The sequence below is a fragment of the Mesorhizobium sp. P160187 genome, assembly GCF_057766425.1.
Window position 1 is genome coordinate 1,293,250 of the sequence record NZ_JBYMDX010000003.1, and the last position, 14,168, is coordinate 1,307,417.

Consider the following 14,168-nt stretch of genomic DNA (forward strand, 5'->3'; position numbering starts at 1 on the left):
AGCTTTTCTGCATGGGAGATAAGGGTTAGGCTGCGCCTCGATCAATCTTGATCAATATAATCAATGTATGGGCTAAAAATGTCCGAATGGCTGTCGCGGGAAGAGGCGCTGGAAAGGCTCAAGGTGCGGCCGCAGACGCTTTACGCCTATGTCAGCCGTGGCCGCATCGGCATGCGGCCGGATGAGAGCGACCCGCGCCGCAGCCAGTACCGCGCCGACGACATCGCGGCATTGGCGACCCGCCGGGCGCGGGGCCGCAGTCCCTCGGCCATCGCCGAGAGTGCGATCGCCTGGGGCGAACCCTCGATCGCAACAGCAATTTCGACCGTTCTGCACGGGCGCCTCATCTACCGAGGGCAAGACGCCGTTGCGCTCTCCAAATCGGCGACGCTGGAGGAAACCGCCGCTCTGCTGTGGGCCTCGGCCGAACCAGTGACGTTCAAAGCTCCGTCACCTGAAGCGCCTCATCCAGTCGGCCGCGCCTCGGCTTTTGCGCAGCTTGCCACGCTTGCCGGCCATGGGCGGCCTTCGCTTGGACGCAGCGCCGCCTCGCTGTGCACCGAGGCCGCGCACACAATAGCAGCGCTGGCGCAATCGCTGGGCGCCGGAACCGGCACAGCGCCTGTCCATAAGCGCCTGGCGCAGGGCTGGTCGGTGGATGATGCCGGCGCGGAAGCGATCCGCTGCGCCCTCGTCCTGCTCGCCGATCATGAACTCAACGCATCGACCTTCGCCGCCCGCGTCGCAGCGTCCACAGGCGCCTCGCCTGCCGCATGCCTCCTGGCCGGCCTGGCAACGCTGTCCGGCCCGCGCCACGGTGGTGCCGGCGAAGCGGTGATGCAACTGGCTGAAGATGCAGCAGCCCACGGCGCGGATGCGGCGATCCGGCGCTGGCTCGGCCATGATCGGCCCTTGCCGGCGTTCGGCCATCCGCTCTATCCCGACGGCGATCCCCGTGCCACCGCACTTCTGGAAGTCATCCCTGTCGACGAGACGCTGCAACAGCTGCAAAAAGCCGCCATGGCGGCGGTCGGTGCCCAGCCCAACATCGACTTCGCCCTGGCCACACTAACGCGCGGCCTTGGCTTGCCGCGCGATGCACCGTTCCAGCTGTTTGCGCTCGGACGCAGTGTCGGCTGGGCCGCGCATATGGTCGAACAGATCATTAGCGGCAGCATCATCAGGCCGCGTGGCCGCTATGAGGGACGCGTGACTTAAGCCGACCTGGCCGTGTTCCCGAACCGCGCACGGTACGCGACGGGCGTCGTGGCGAACTGCTGACGAAAATGATGCCGCAGCGTGCCTGCCGCGCCAAAGCCGGCGTTCTCGGCAATCCGTTCGATCGGCATGGCGGTGTCTTCCAGTAGCGTGCGCGCCCGCGAAAGCCGTTCCGACAGCAGCCAGCGCGACGGCGTGACGCCGGTCGCGGCCGCGAACCGGCGCAGGAATGTCCGCTCGCTCATCCCGGCAAGCTCGGCCAAGATGGCGACGGGATAGTCGGCAGAAATATCGGCGCGCATCCTGTCGATCAACGGTCCAAGCCGGCTGCGCTCATGTGGCTCGGGTACGGAACTCTCGACATACTGCGCCTGGCCGCCGTCGCGATGCGGCGGCACCACCAGACGGCGCGCCACCATGTTTGCAGCCTTGGTGCCGAAGTCGCGCCGAACCAGATGCAGGCAAAGATCGATGCCCGCGGCACTGCCTGCCGATGTCAGCACATTGCCCTCATCAATGTACAAAACGTCCGGAATCACGGTGATGTCGGGGTACATCTCCGTCAGCTTCTCGCTGTAGCGCCAGTGCGTGGTCGCCCTTTTGCCCGCAAGCAGGCCGGCCGCGGCAAGCACGAACACGCCCGAACAGATCGAAAGAATGCGAGCGCCGCGCTCGCTCGCCTTCCGCAGCGCCTCGATCAGCGCCGGCGGCACCGGAGCCTCCGTTCCGCGCCATCCCGGTACGATCACCGTGCCGGCCTGGCCGATCAGATCGATCCCGCCGTCGGCAACAATACGCACGCCGCCCAGCGCGCGCATTTCACCGCCATCGATCCCGGCAACGGCAAAACGGTACCAATCCTCACCCATTTCCGGCCGGGGCAAGGCGAAGATCTCAACCGCCACGCCAAACTCGAACGTGCACAGCCCGTCATAGGCAACGGCAACGACAAGAGGGTTGGCAGGGCGCGGATTGGCAGAGGATGGCATGATCTTGACGATATATGGCAAAGCTGCCAGCTGCAATCGCTCTGCTTCCTGTCTTATCTCTCCGTCGCATCAGCAATGGAGATACGAGGATGAGCTACGTGACAGACATTGCGGCGGCATCGCCGGATATCGCCCGCGACCATTTTCTGCGCCGGCTTTCCGTCGAGACCGACTGTTCCGACGTCGCCGCCGCAGTGCGTGCCGGAGAGCCGGACTTTATTCTCCTGCATGTGGTCGGTTCGCCGGAAGCCTATGGACGCCGCCATGTGCCGGGCGCGCTGCATCTGCCCCACCGCGAAATATCGGCCGAGCGGATGGTGCAATGGCCCGAAAAGACGCTGTTCGTCGTCTATTGCGCGGGACCGCATTGCAATGGCGCGGATCAGGCGGCCTTCAAGCTGGCCAGCCTCGGTCGTCCCGTGAAGATCATGATCGGCGGCATAACCGGTTGGCAGGACGAGGACCTTCCTTTCGCTTCAGGCAAGGAGCCCGGTGTCTTGCACGCGTGAGGCCAAGGCCAGGCTGCCGCGGCAGCGTCCACGCGATATGGTCCGGCTGGAGCAAGCATGCAGAAGGCGATGGTTAGAATTCGTCCATTCGTGCGCCAGGATGTCGGTGCGGTGCTCGCCCTCATGCGGGCGCTAGCCGTCTTCGAGGGTTATGACGACAAGCTTCGCGTCACCGAAGCGAACCTCATCGAGCACGGGCTGGGGCCATCGCCCCGGTTCGGCGTGTTGGTGGCGGAGCGAGAGGGCGCGATTGTCGGCATCGCCGTCCACTACCTCATCTCCTGGACCTACGACCTGAAGCCGGTTGTCTGGCTGAAGGAACTCTACGTCACTGAAGCGACGCGCGGCATGGGGGTCGGCCATGCGCTTGTTGAACAGCTTCGCCAACACGCTTTGAGCATTGGCGCCTCCGCCATCAAATGGACGGTGCTGAAATCCAACTCGCCGGCCAAAGCCTTCTACCGCTCGCTCGACGGCCAGCCCGACGAGATCTGGGAACCGTGGCAGCTGAAAATCGACCCGTGACGGCCGCCTCAACCAACTGAGGGCGTCGACCACGCGGCGGTCGCTTACGACATGGTGTCGAGCTTGCGCTGCATGGCGGCGATCTGTTGCTTCAGTTCCTGAAGGTCGTCGCCGCTCTTTTCCGGGACGTCCTTGCGGGCCGGCTCGGGTGCAGCCGCGGCCGCAGCATTTGTGGCGGCGGTCGGGAACGGCGTGAACAGGCGCATCGCGTTCTGGAACATTTCCATGTTGCGGCGTGTCTGCTCTTCCAGCGCCTTGATCGGCGTGGCGATCTTCATCACATCCAGCGGCGACTTGCCGATCGCGCCCTTCATCTGCTCGCGGAACCGCTCCTGTTCCTTGGAGAAGGCCATCATCGACTGTTCGAGGAAGCTCGGCACGATCTGCTGCATCTGGTCGCCATAGAAAGCGATCAACTGGCGCAGGAACGGGATCGGCAGCATGTTCTGCCCATCCTTGTTCTCCAGTTCGAAGATGATCTGCGTCAGCACCGGATGGGTAATGTCGTCACCGGTCTTGGCGTCCTGGACGGTGAACTCCTCGCCCTTCTTGACCATCTCGGCCAGATCCTCGAGCGTCACATAGGTGCTGGTGCCGGTATTGTAGAGCCGGCGATTGGCATATTTCTTGATAATGATAGGGTCGTCTTTCGCGGCCATCAGCATCCTCCCGGGACACCGGCGCGCCTGAGTAAGCCGCCGGTAACGATTGCGCCATTTTTAAGGATATGCGCAAAAGCTCTATAATTCCAAGCGCTTTGTGCAGTGCGGCATCATTTATTGCTGCATGGCGGGCTAATTATGCTGCGCAGCAAAGGTTGGGCGATCCCGCCGGCCGCTCACGCCCTGCTTGCGGCGCCTGGCCGGCATGCCATTTCCGGTTTGACTTGGGGTGCGGAACGGGCAAGAAAAGTCCCAACAAGCCCCAAGAACACGACACCTCGAAGTCTGGAGAGAAAAATGTCCGCTTCCAATTCAATCGTCGTTGCCAGCGCCGCACGCACGGCTGTCGGCTCCTTCAACGGCGCCTTCGCCGCCACCCCGGCGCATGAACTTGGCGCCGTCGTGATCAGGGAGCTTTTGGCGCGCGCCGGCGTCGAGCCGGGCGAAGTCGACGAGGTCATTCTCGGCCAGGTGCTGACCGCCGCGCAGGGCCAGAACCCCGCCCGCCAGGCGTCGATCAATGCCGGCCTGCCCAAGGAGACCACCGCCTGGGGGCTCAACCAGGTTTGCGGCTCTGGCCTGCGCGCCATCGCGCTCGGCATGCAGCAGATCGCCGCCGGCGACGCCACTGTGATCATCGCCGGCGGCCAGGAATCGATGTCGCTGTCGCCGCACGCCGAGCACCTGCGCGCCGGCGTCAAGATGGGCGACTACAAGATGATCGACACCATGATCAAGGACGGGTTGTGGGACGCCTTCAACGGCTACCACATGGGCAACACCGCCGAGAACGTCGCCCGCCAGTTCCAGATCACCCGCGACGACCAGGACCAGTTTGCGCTCGCCTCGCAAAACAAGGCCGAGGCCGCGCAGAAGGCCGGCAAGTTCAAGGACGAGATCGTGGCCTTCACGATCAAGGGCAGGAAAGGCGACACTGTCGTCGACCAGGACGAGTACATCCGCCACGGCGCCACCATCGACGCCATGTCCAAGCTGAAGCCGGCTTTCGACAAGGACGGCACGGTGACCGCCGCCAACGCGTCGGGCATCAATGACGGCGCCGCCGGCGCGCTGCTGATGAGCGAGGCCGAAGCCACAAGGCGCGGCATCACCCCGTTGGTGCGCATCGCATCCTGGGCGACGGCTGGCGTCGATCCGGCGATCATGGGCACCGGACCTATTCCCGCCTCGAAGCGGGCGCTCGAGAAAGCCGGCTGGTCGGTCAAGGACCTCGACCTTGTCGAGGCCAATGAAGCCTTCGCCGCGCAGGCCTGCGCCGTCAACAAGGGCATGGGCTGGGATACGTCGATCGTCAACGTCAATGGCGGCGCCATCGCCATCGGCCATCCGATCGGCGCGTCGGGCGCCCGCGTCTTCAACACGCTGGTTTTCGAGATGCGCCGCCGCGGCGCCAAGAAGGGCCTTGCCACGCTGTGCATCGGCGGCGGCATGGGCGTCGCTCTGTGCGTGGAAGCGCTGTGAACAAGAAGTGAGTAGTGAATAGGGAGTAGTGAATAGGGAAGAAGGAACAGCGCGGCGGGATATCCATCCCTACTCGCTATTCCCTACTCCCTATTCCCTTCTTCCGACCAAAGGGAGGAAGAACTTTCAATGACCAAAGTAGCGCTCGTCACCGGTGGATCGCGCGGCATCGGCGCCGCCATATCGATCGGCCTGAAGAATGCCGGTTACACCGTTGCAGCCAACTATGCCGGCAATGACGAGGCAGCGGGGAAGTTCAGCGCACAAACCGGCATCAAGGCCTACAAATGGTCGGTCGCCGACTACGACGCCTGTGCCGCCGGAATCAAACAGGTCGAGGCCGATCTCGGCCCGGTCTCGGTGCTGGTCAACAATGCCGGCATTACCCGCGACGCCATGTTCCACAAGCTGACGCGCGAGCAGTGGAAGGAAGTCATCGACACCAATCTGTCTGGGGTCTTCAACATGACGCATCCGCTGTGGGGCGGCATGCGCGACCGCAAATTCGGCCGCGTCATCACCATCTCTTCCATCAACGGCCAGAAAGGCCAGGCCGGCCAGGTCAACTATTCCGCCGCAAAGGCCGGCGACATCGGCTTCTCGAAGGCGCTGGCGCAGGAGGGCGCGCGCGCGGGCATCACAGTCAATGTCATCTGCCCCGGCTACATCGCCACCGAGATGGTCAAGGCGATCGACGAGAAGGTGCTGAATGAACGCATCATCCCGCAGATTCCGGTCGGCCGCCTCGGCGAACCGGAAGAGATCGCGCGTTGCGTCATCTTCCTCGCTTCCGAAGACGCCGGCTTCATCACCGGTTCGACCATCACAGCCAATGGCGGCCAGTACTTCGTCTGAACGACAGCATTTCGCCCGGTAGAACGGGCCGGCTTATGGCCCGTTTTTTCATCGCCGGCCGGCGATGTTCCCGGGCTGCGCGCTAGACATTGACCCGTTCCGGCACGCAAAGATTAACGATTTCCAGGCGCCCTGTGCAAAACCCGGTTCGCAAGCTGTGAATTCTCGGTGGACAAGCTGTGGACAACACAACATGTTGGGGTGAACAAACCAGGAAAATCCCGCCATCGCCGATTCGTCACCCATTCGTCCCGGCTTTGAGCGCAACGTTAACGACCCCAGCCGAAAACCATCGGAAACTGGTTAAGGCCGATTAAAAAAATTTAACAATTTCATGATGTTGCCGAGGCGTATCGGATCACGACGATGCCCCGCCGGCAAAGGTTAACGCCAATGGTCGCCTTGCAGGAATCGGGCCAGTTTCCGCGATTCAGCATATGGTGAGACTCAGGCTCGCAAAATCCACATGTAGCCGTGAACAAAAGCTGAATCTGCAGGAGTCACTGATTCGTCGCCGATTCGTTCCAGACTCGTTCCAACTGTTAATCGGGAGCGAATCCTGACCTCAAAGACGAACCGTGGGACTGCCGGCCGGAACATTCCGCTTTCGCTTCGCGCCTGAAATCCCTATGTGTCGCCTGTCATACGCGCCACGCGAGGCGCGCTCCCGACAACACGATGCAGAAAGCCTCATCTCCAGGCCGATGAACATCCAGCCGAAACACACCGAGCCGCTGATCCTGTCGGGCCGCGACGTGACTGCCGTGCTGGGTCCGACCAACACCGGCAAGACCCATCTCGCCATCGAGCGCATGGTGGCGCATGAGAGCGGCATTATCGGCCTGCCGCTCCGCCTTCTGGCGCGCGAGGTGTATGCCCGCGTCTGCGAAAAGGTCGGCGCCCACAAGGTGGCGCTCATCACCGGCGAGGAAAAAATCCAGCCGCCCGGCGCGAAATATTCGGTCTGCACCGTCGAAGCCATGCCGCGCGAGACCGACGTTGCCTTCGTCGCCATCGACGAGGTGCAGCTCGCCGGCGACCTCGAGCGCGGCCATATCTTCACCGACCGAATCCTGCACCTGCGCGGGCGCCAGGAAACGCTGCTGCTCGGCGCGGCCACCATGCATGGCATCCTGCAAAAGCTGCTAAGAGGCGTCTCGGTGGTGACGCGCCCTCGCCTGTCGCACCTGGCCTATGCCGGTTCGAAGAAATTGACCCGCCTGCCGCGGCGTACGGCGATCGTCGCTTTCTCCGCCGACGAGGTCTATGCCATCGCTGAGCTGATCCGCCGCCAGCAAGGAGGAGCGGCGGTCGTGCTCGGCGCGCTGTCGCCCCGCACCCGCAACGCCCAGGTGGCAATGTTCCAGGCAGGCGACGTCGACTATCTCGTCGCCACCGACGCCATCGGCATGGGCCTCAACCTTGATCTCGATCATGTCGCCTTCGCCCAGAACCGCAAATTCGACGGCTACCAGTACCGCAACCTGACGGCGGCCGAGCTCGGCCAGATCGCCGGCCGCGCCGGCCGGCATCTGCGCGACGGCACCTTCGGCGTCACCGGCCAGGTCGATCCGCTGGACGAGGAACTGGTCAAGCGCATCGAGGGGCACGAGTTCGATCCGGTGAAGGTGCTGCAATGGCGCACCGCGCATTTCGACTTCGCCAGCCTCGACGCGCTGAAGCGCTCGATCGAGGCCAACGCGCCGGTCGAAGGCCTGACGCGCGCGCTGCCGGCGGTCGATGCGCAGGCGCTCGAACATCTCTCCCGCGACGAGGACATCCGCGCGCTGGCTACCAATGCCAAGCGCGTCGCGCTGCTGTGGGAAGCCTGCGCGTTGCCGGACTACCGCAAGATCGCGCCGGCCCAGCACTCCGACCTGATCGCTTCTATCTACACCGACCTCGCCAAACACGGCCATGTCGACGAGAACTACATGGCCGAGCAGGTGCGCCGCGCCGACACGACCGAGGGGGACATCGACACGCTGTCGCACCGCATTGCGCAGATCCGCACCTGGACATTCGTGTCCAACCGGCCGGGCTGGCTGGCCGATCAGGCACACTGGCGGGAAAAGACGCGCGAAATCGAAGACAGATTGTCGGATGCGCTGCATGAGCGGTTGACGAAACGGTTTGTAGACCGCAGGACTTCCGTCCTCATGCGGCGCCTTAGAGAAAATACAATGCCTGAAGCCGAAATCAGTCCTACCGGAACCGTCCTTGTCGAAGGCCATCATGTCGGCGAGTTGCAAGGGTTCCGCTTCACCGCCGACCAGAGCGCCGGCGGCGAAGACGCCAAGGCCGTGCGCACGGCAGCGCAAAAAGCGCTGGCCGCCGAGTTCGAGGCACGTGCCGAACGCTTCGGCGCCTGCGCCAATGGCGACCTTGCGCTCGGCTCCGACGGCACGCTGCGCTGGATCGGCGCGCCGATCGGCACGCTGGTTGCCGGCGAGGACGCGCTGAAGCCGCGCCTGGTGCTTTTGGCCGACGAGCAGTTGACCGGTCCCGCCCGCGACAAGGTCGCCGCGCGCGCCGAGCGCTTCGTCAATTTCCAGATCGAATCCTTGCTGAAGCCGCTGGTCGACTTGAAGAATGCCGAGCAGATCGCCGGCATCGGCCGTGGCATCGCCTTCCAGCTCGTCGAGCATTTCGGCCTCATCAACCGCCGCGACATCGCCGAGGAAATGAAGTCGCTCGACCAGGAGGGTCGCGCCGCCTTGCGCCGGCTCGGTGTGCGCTTCGGCGCCTACCACGTCTTCGTGCCGGCGCTGATCAAGCCGGCGCCCGCCGGACTGATCACGCTGTTGTGGGCGCTGAAGAACGACGGCAAGGACAAGCCCGGCTTTGGCGACGTGGTGCACGCGCTGGCCTCCGGCCGCACATCGGTGGTCATCGACCCGGCCTTCGACAAGAGCTTCTACAGGCTCGCCGGCTACCGCAATCTCGGGCGCCGCGCCGTGCGCATCGACATTCTGGAACGGCTGGCCGACCTGATCCGGCCTGCGACCAACTGGAAGCCCGGTCTGGGACAGCGCCCCGACGGCGCTTATGACGGCCAGTCCTTCATGGTGACGCCGCCGATGATGTCCATCCTCGGCGCCACCGCCGACGACATGGAAGAGATCCTGAAAGGTCTCGGCTATCGCGCCGAGCCGAAGCCGCCGGCAGAGGTGAAGGCGCGGCTCGAAGCGCAGGACAATGCCGCGCGGCAAGCGGCTGCGGCCAAGCTGGCGGAAGCCGCAGCAAAGGCCGAGCAGGCTCAGGCGGCGGAAGCCGTGGCAAGTGAAGCCGTCGCTGAGGCGCCGGCCGTTGGGTCGGAGCCGGATGCAGCCACCGAGATTACGGCTGAGGAGCCCGTCGCCGAAGTCGCAGCGGCCGTTGCTGCGGACGCTCAGCCGGGCGCGCCTCCCGAGGGTTCGGAGCCAACTGCGGCCGTTGAAGCCACCGCCGAAGCTCCAGCCATCGAGGAAGCAACGGCGGAGCCCGTCGCGGAAGAACAGGTCGAAGCTCCCATAGAAATCGCGGAAGAAGCTCCGGCTGTTGCAGAAGCTGACGACACCGTCGCCGAAAACGCCGACGCCCTTACCTCCCCCTCGATGGGGGAGGTCGCGGCGCGAAGCGACGCGGGTGGGGGTGACAGCGTTAACGAAGCAGGTGCAGACACAGCAGACACTTCAGGCGCAACCGCCGACGCCGGCGCTGCCCCCACCCCGGCGCTGCGCGCCGACCCTCCCCACGAGGGGGAGGGTGGAAGCGCTGAGCCTGTCCCCGAGGCCGAAGCGCCAAAGCCCATCTTGCTGTGGCGGCAGGGTCGTTTCGAGCAGCGCCCGCGCCATCGTCAAGGCCGGGACAATCGCCCGCGTAACGGCCAGGCTGCCCGCGCCGACGCGCCGGCCGACGCTGCCGGCGGACAGCCCGCAACGGGCGAGCGGCCGGCCTACCAAGGCCGGCGCGACCAGCGCGACGGTGCCGCCAAGCCACGCTTCGACCGTTCGAAGTTCAAGCCCAAGCCGCAGGCCGAGGGCGAACAGCGCCGCGACGGCAAGCCGCAAGGCGAGCGTCCGCGCGAGGGCCGGCCTGACTGGAAGGGCGGCAGGCCGGAAGGCAAAGGCGGACCGCAAGGCGCCAAGCCGGCCTTCCAGGCCAAGCCACGCGAAGAACGGCCGGTGCGCTTCGATCCGGACTCGCCCTTCGCCAAGCTCGCCGCCTTGCGCGACCAGCTGAAGAAATAAGCCCCAGGTTCGCTGCGATGGTTGCTGAAGGTCGTCAGCGCATCGACAAGTGGCTGTTCTTTTCGCGCGCGATAAAATCGCGCTCGCTGGCGGCCAAGCTGGTTGTCGCCGGACGCGTCCGCATCAACAGCGACAAAGCAGCGCAGGCCTCCGATCTGGTCAAGCCTGGCGACGTTTTGACCATTACGCACGAGCGCCGTATTTTCATTTGGAAGGTGCTTGGCACCGGCGTGCGGCGCGGTCCGGCCGAGGAAGCGCGCACGCTCTACGAGGACATGTCCCCGCCGCCGGCCCCAAAAGGCGAGGCTGTTGCCGATGCCATTCCGGCGCTGCGCGACGCCGGCAGCGGCCGGCCGACCAAGAAAGAGCGCAGGCAAACCGACCGGCTGTTCGGCGAAGACTGAAGCCTTGGCCGTCTGCGCCATGCCGGCGGTCTGGAATCTCATTCCGGACACGCGGGCCCCGCCGGCAATGGCTGCCCTTGCAAGCGGCAGGCAAAGGCGTTACCTCACCAAAAAAGCCGCCGCATCGGCCCGAAAATCTGAAATCGATTTTTCGGAAGGCACGATGCGCAGATTCAAAGTGTCAGAGCGTACTTTGTGCGTCCAATTGGACGCACGTCGCTCTAGCAAGAACGGGACGTCCCGGAGCCGACCAATGACCTATGTCGTGACCGACAACTGCATCAAATGCAAGTACATGGACTGCATCGAGGTCTGTCCGGTCGACTGCTTCTACGAGGGCGAGAACATGCTTGTCATACATCCCGACGAGTGCATCGACTGCGGCGTCTGCGAACCGGAATGCCCGGCCGATGCAATCAAGCCCGACACCGAGCCGGGCCTCGACAAATGGCTGCAGGTCAACACCGAATACGCCGAGAAATGGCCCAACATCACCGCCAAGAAGGAGCCTCCGGCAGATGCCAAGAGCTTCGACGGCGAGGCCGGCAAGTTCGAGAAATATTTCTCCGCCGAGCCCGGCGAAGGCGACTGAGCACATGACGCTGGAATCGGAATCGATTTCGGAAAGGGTGATGCGCAAAGCAAAAAAGTGCGGCCTATTGGATCGTCATAACGCTGCGTAACGCGCATCATACATTAACTGCCTTGACAGGCGGCGATGGCGCTCGACCTTCGCGTTTGCAGCAAAACCTTGATTCTTCCGACTTTTTGTGCTACACCAGTTGAAACATGCCGGTGACACAACGTCGATTTATGGCGCAAGCGCCCCAAATCACTGAAAGGTGAAATCCCCAATCGGACCAGAGCGATCTGGGCCAGGCAGTCGCTATGTATGCGGTTTGCCGGTCCCGGCTTTTTCCGATGGGTTCATCTGTTGTGCGGCTAACGATCGGTGTCCCCGGTCGCATGCGTTCGGACCGGCAGGCCGCCGGTGCCACAACAAGGAGTTCAGGGCGTAATGGCAACGATCACCCCGCAGAAGAAGTCCACCTCGGCACGCCACGGTTTCAAGACCGGCGAGTACATCGTCTATCCGGCACATGGCGTCGGCCAGATCGTCTCGATCGACGAGCAGGAAGTTGCGGGCCACAAGCTGGAACTGTTCGTCATCGACTTCCAGAAGGACAAGATGCGCCTGAAGGTTCCGGTCGCCAAGGCGACCTCCATCGGCATGCGCAAGCTGTCGGAAGAGGATTATGTCGAGCGCGCGCTGAAGGTCGTCCAGGGCCGCGCCCGCGTCAAGCGCACCATGTGGTCTCGCCGTGCGCAGGAATATGATGCCAAGATCAATTCGGGCGACCTGATCTCGATCTCGGAAGTCGTGCGCGACCTCTACCGTGCCGACAACCAGCCGGAACAGTCCTATTCCGAGCGTCAGCTCTATGAGGCGGCACTCGACCGCATGGCGCGCGAGATCGCGGCAGTCAACCGCATGTCGGAAACCGAAGCCGTGCGCCTGATCGAGGTCAACCTCAACAAGGGCCCGAAGCGCGGCGCCAAGGCCGACAATGAGGAAGCCGAGCAGGAAGAAGCTGCCTGATCGCTTCACCGTCGAAATCATGAAAAACCCGGCCTTGTGCCGGGTTTTTGTTTTTACCCCCTTGTGGGGTTCCAAGGACGGGCGAGACCCGTGGCTCGCCCAGGCAGGTGGCTGCGAAGCAGCGAGGATGGGGACGACACCAGACCGCACCCGGACCTTCCGTCCGACCTCTTCACAAGGGGAACGTAGAAGGCTCAGCCGCCGGCTTCCTTCTCCGCCTCCTGCTTCAGCGTCGCAATAAAACGCTTCGTCCGTTCACGCTCCGGGTTGGAGAACACCACGGCGGACCGCCCCTTCTCGACGATGACGCCGGCGTCGAGGAACACCACCTCCTGCGCAATCTTGGAGGCAAGGCGAAGGTCGTGCGTGGCCATCACCATGGTCGTGCCTTCGCTGGCGAGCTTTCCCAGCACGTCGACCACTTCCTGCGCCAGTTCCGGATCGAGCGCCGAGGTCGGCTCGTCGCAAAGCAGAACCTTGGGCGACGGCGCCAGGGCGCGGGCGATGGCCACACGCTGCTGCTGGCCGCCCGACAGCGTTGCCGGCCAATCGTCCGCCTTGTGCGCCATGCCGACCTTCTCGAGCAGCGCCAGTGCCCGCTCGCGCGCCTTTGCCGTCGGCCATTTGAGCACCGTCACCAGGCCTTCCATGACGTTCTCGATCGCGGTGCGATGCGGGAACAGCTGGAAGTTCTGGAACACCATGCCGGTCTGCAGCCGCAGGCGCTGGATGTCGCGGCTGGGGATCTTGACGCCGGGACGGAATTCCAGCGTCTCGTCGCCGATGCGCACCATGCCCGAGGTCGGGATCTCCAACAGGTTGATGCAGCGCAGCAGAGTGCTCTTGCCACCGCCGGAGGGACCGACAAGCGCGGTGACGCTGCCTTCGGCAATGGTGACCGTCACGCCCTTCAGCACCAGATTGTCGCCGAAGCGCTTTTCGATATCGGTGAGGCCGATCATGAGCGCGCCTCCAGGAAGCCGCCATAGCGGTTGAGCCGCTCCTCCAGCCGCGTCTGCAAGGCCGAAAGCACCGAGCTCATCGCCAGATAAAGGATCGCCGCCTCGACATAGAGGATCAGCGGTTCATAGGTGGTGGCGACGATGCGCTGCGCCGCCTGGAACATCTCCGGCACGGTGATGGCGGCGGCCAGCGACGTATCCTTGACCAGCGAGATGAAGGTGTTGGACAGCGGCGGCACGGCGACGCGGCCGGCTTGCGGCAGGATGGTGCGCCGCATCGCCTGGCTCCAGGTCATGCCGATCGAATAGGCCGCTTCCCACTGGCCCTTCGGCACCGAGCCGATCACGGCGCGGATAATTTCCGAACTGTAGGCGCCTATGTTGAGGGTGAAGCCAATCAGCGCCGCCGGAAAAGCATCCAGCAATATGCCGACCGAAGGCAGGCCGTAAAAGATCAGGAACAGCTGCACCAGAAGCGGCGTGCCGCGAAAGATCCAGACATAGAAGCGGACCACGGCAACCAGAGGCTTGGGGCCGAACAGCCGCACCAGGGCGACAACCAGGCCGACGAACAGGCCGAGTGCGAACGATAGCAATGTCAGCGGTACGGTGAAGATCAACGCCGCCCACAGCAGTGTCGGCAACGAGTCCAGCATCAGGTGTAGCCAGTGCGGCACGAACGGCTCCTCCCTCACAGACCGCCGCGGTGACGGCAGTGCGATTGTGTGCT

The 14,168-nt window shown here is 64.0% G+C and carries 13 protein-coding genes; 9 read left to right on the plus strand and 4 right to left on the minus strand.

Annotated features, from left to right (window positions below; genetic code table 11):
- The first annotated feature begins 78 nt into the window (after positions 1–78).
- The gene (locus AC3CCE_RS09655; RefSeq protein WP_352623673.1) at positions 79–1,218 is read left to right on the plus strand and encodes a citrate/2-methylcitrate synthase; all 1,140 of its coding nucleotides are present in this window, start codon (positions 79–81) and stop codon (positions 1,216–1,218) included.
- Here the strand turns inward: AC3CCE_RS09655 and ftrA are convergent.
- Positions 1,215–2,207, minus strand: coding sequence for a transcriptional regulator FtrA (ftrA, locus tag AC3CCE_RS09660; protein ID WP_352512250.1), 993 nt, complete (start codon positions 2,205–2,207; stop codon positions 1,215–1,217). The two genes, AC3CCE_RS09655 and ftrA, sit on opposite strands and share 4 nt — an antisense overlap.
- Before the next feature lie 89 nt (positions 2,208–2,296).
- On the opposite strand from ftrA, the gene AC3CCE_RS09665 reads away from it, so the two are divergent.
- Positions 2,297–2,716: a rhodanese-like domain-containing protein gene (locus tag AC3CCE_RS09665; RefSeq protein WP_352512236.1), complete on the plus strand. Its 420-nt coding sequence runs from the start codon at positions 2,297–2,299 to the stop codon at positions 2,714–2,716.
- A 57-nt stretch (positions 2,717–2,773) separates the two neighbouring features.
- Entirely contained in the window at positions 2,774–3,241 is a 468-nt protein-coding gene (locus tag AC3CCE_RS09670; protein WP_352623675.1) for a GNAT family N-acetyltransferase, read from the plus strand.
- A 44-nt stretch (positions 3,242–3,285) separates the two neighbouring features.
- Here the strand turns inward: AC3CCE_RS09670 and phaR are convergent, their stop codons facing one another.
- Positions 3,286–3,900 carry a polyhydroxyalkanoate synthesis repressor PhaR gene (gene phaR, locus AC3CCE_RS09675; RefSeq protein ID WP_023685813.1) on the minus strand — a complete coding sequence of 205 codons (615 nt, stop codon included), beginning with the start codon at positions 3,898–3,900 and terminating at the stop codon, positions 3,286–3,288.
- A 300-nt stretch (positions 3,901–4,200) separates the two neighbouring features.
- Here phaR and AC3CCE_RS09680 point away from each other — a divergent pair, with 300 nt between their 5' ends.
- The 6 genes from AC3CCE_RS09680 to AC3CCE_RS09705 all read left to right on the plus strand — a co-directional run bounded on the left by AC3CCE_RS09680 (position 4,201) and on the right by AC3CCE_RS09705 (position 12,476).
- Positions 4,201–5,385, plus strand: coding sequence for an acetyl-CoA C-acetyltransferase (locus AC3CCE_RS09680; protein WP_023673832.1), 1,185 nt, complete (start codon positions 4,201–4,203; stop codon positions 5,383–5,385).
- Between the two features lie 129 nt (positions 5,386–5,514).
- The gene (phbB, locus tag AC3CCE_RS09685; RefSeq protein ID WP_352623678.1) at positions 5,515–6,240 is read left to right on the plus strand and encodes an acetoacetyl-CoA reductase; all 726 of its coding nucleotides are present in this window, start codon (positions 5,515–5,517) and stop codon (positions 6,238–6,240) included.
- A gap of 704 nt (positions 6,241–6,944) precedes the next feature.
- Positions 6,945–10,472, plus strand: a complete 3,528-nt coding sequence (locus tag AC3CCE_RS09690) for a helicase-related protein (RefSeq protein WP_488377163.1) — start codon at positions 6,945–6,947, stop codon at positions 10,470–10,472.
- 17 nt (positions 10,473–10,489) lie between these two features.
- Complete coding sequence (locus AC3CCE_RS09695) at positions 10,490–10,876, plus strand: RNA-binding S4 domain-containing protein (protein WP_023673663.1); 387 nt, start codon at positions 10,490–10,492, stop codon at positions 10,874–10,876.
- Between the two features lie 253 nt (positions 10,877–11,129).
- Positions 11,130–11,468, plus strand: coding sequence for a ferredoxin FdxA (gene fdxA, locus AC3CCE_RS09700; RefSeq protein WP_013529180.1), 339 nt, complete (start codon positions 11,130–11,132; stop codon positions 11,466–11,468).
- A gap of 426 nt (positions 11,469–11,894) precedes the next feature.
- On the plus strand, positions 11,895–12,476 hold the full coding sequence (locus tag AC3CCE_RS09705) for a CarD family transcriptional regulator (RefSeq protein WP_023673664.1): 582 nt from the start codon (positions 11,895–11,897) through the stop codon (positions 12,474–12,476).
- 194 nt (positions 12,477–12,670) lie between these two features.
- On the opposite strand, the gene AC3CCE_RS09710 is transcribed toward AC3CCE_RS09705, so the two are convergent.
- Both AC3CCE_RS09710 and AC3CCE_RS09715 read right to left on the minus strand, forming a co-directional pair.
- Entirely contained in the window at positions 12,671–13,438 is a 768-nt protein-coding gene (locus AC3CCE_RS09710; RefSeq protein WP_352623681.1) for an amino acid ABC transporter ATP-binding protein, read from the minus strand.
- The gene (locus tag AC3CCE_RS09715) at positions 13,435–14,115 is read right to left on the minus strand and encodes an amino acid ABC transporter permease (RefSeq protein ID WP_023693608.1); all 681 of its coding nucleotides are present in this window, start codon (positions 14,113–14,115) and stop codon (positions 13,435–13,437) included. Before AC3CCE_RS09715 ends, AC3CCE_RS09710 begins: the two co-directional genes overlap by 4 nt.
- Between the last annotated feature and the right edge of the window lie 53 nt (positions 14,116–14,168).

Coding starts and splice junctions, on each gene's coding strand:
- AC3CCE_RS09655 (WP_352623673.1), top strand. CDS start 79: ATGTCCGAATGGCTGTCGCGGGAAGAGGCGCTGGAAAGGCTCAAGGTG.
- AC3CCE_RS09695 (WP_023673663.1), top strand. CDS start 10,490: ATGGTTGCTGAAGGTCGTCAGCGCATCGACAAGTGGCTGTTCTTTTCG.
- phbB (WP_352623678.1), top strand. CDS start 5,515: ATGACCAAAGTAGCGCTCGTCACCGGTGGATCGCGCGGCATCGGCGCC.
- AC3CCE_RS09665 (WP_352512236.1), top strand. CDS start 2,297: ATGAGCTACGTGACAGACATTGCGGCGGCATCGCCGGATATCGCCCGC.
- phaR (WP_023685813.1), bottom strand. CDS start 3,900: ATGGCCGCGAAAGACGACCCTATCATTATCAAGAAATATGCCAATCGC.
- ftrA (WP_352512250.1), bottom strand. CDS start 2,207: ATGCCATCCTCTGCCAATCCGCGCCCTGCCAACCCTCTTGTCGTTGCC.
- AC3CCE_RS09690 (WP_488377163.1), top strand. CDS start 6,945: ATGAACATCCAGCCGAAACACACCGAGCCGCTGATCCTGTCGGGCCGC.
- AC3CCE_RS09680 (WP_023673832.1), top strand. CDS start 4,201: ATGTCCGCTTCCAATTCAATCGTCGTTGCCAGCGCCGCACGCACGGCT.
- AC3CCE_RS09710 (WP_352623681.1), bottom strand. CDS start 13,438: ATGATCGGCCTCACCGATATCGAAAAGCGCTTCGGCGACAATCTGGTG.
- AC3CCE_RS09670 (WP_352623675.1), top strand. CDS start 2,774: ATGCAGAAGGCGATGGTTAGAATTCGTCCATTCGTGCGCCAGGATGTC.
- fdxA (WP_013529180.1), top strand. CDS start 11,130: ATGACCTATGTCGTGACCGACAACTGCATCAAATGCAAGTACATGGAC.
- AC3CCE_RS09705 (WP_023673664.1), top strand. CDS start 11,895: ATGGCAACGATCACCCCGCAGAAGAAGTCCACCTCGGCACGCCACGGT.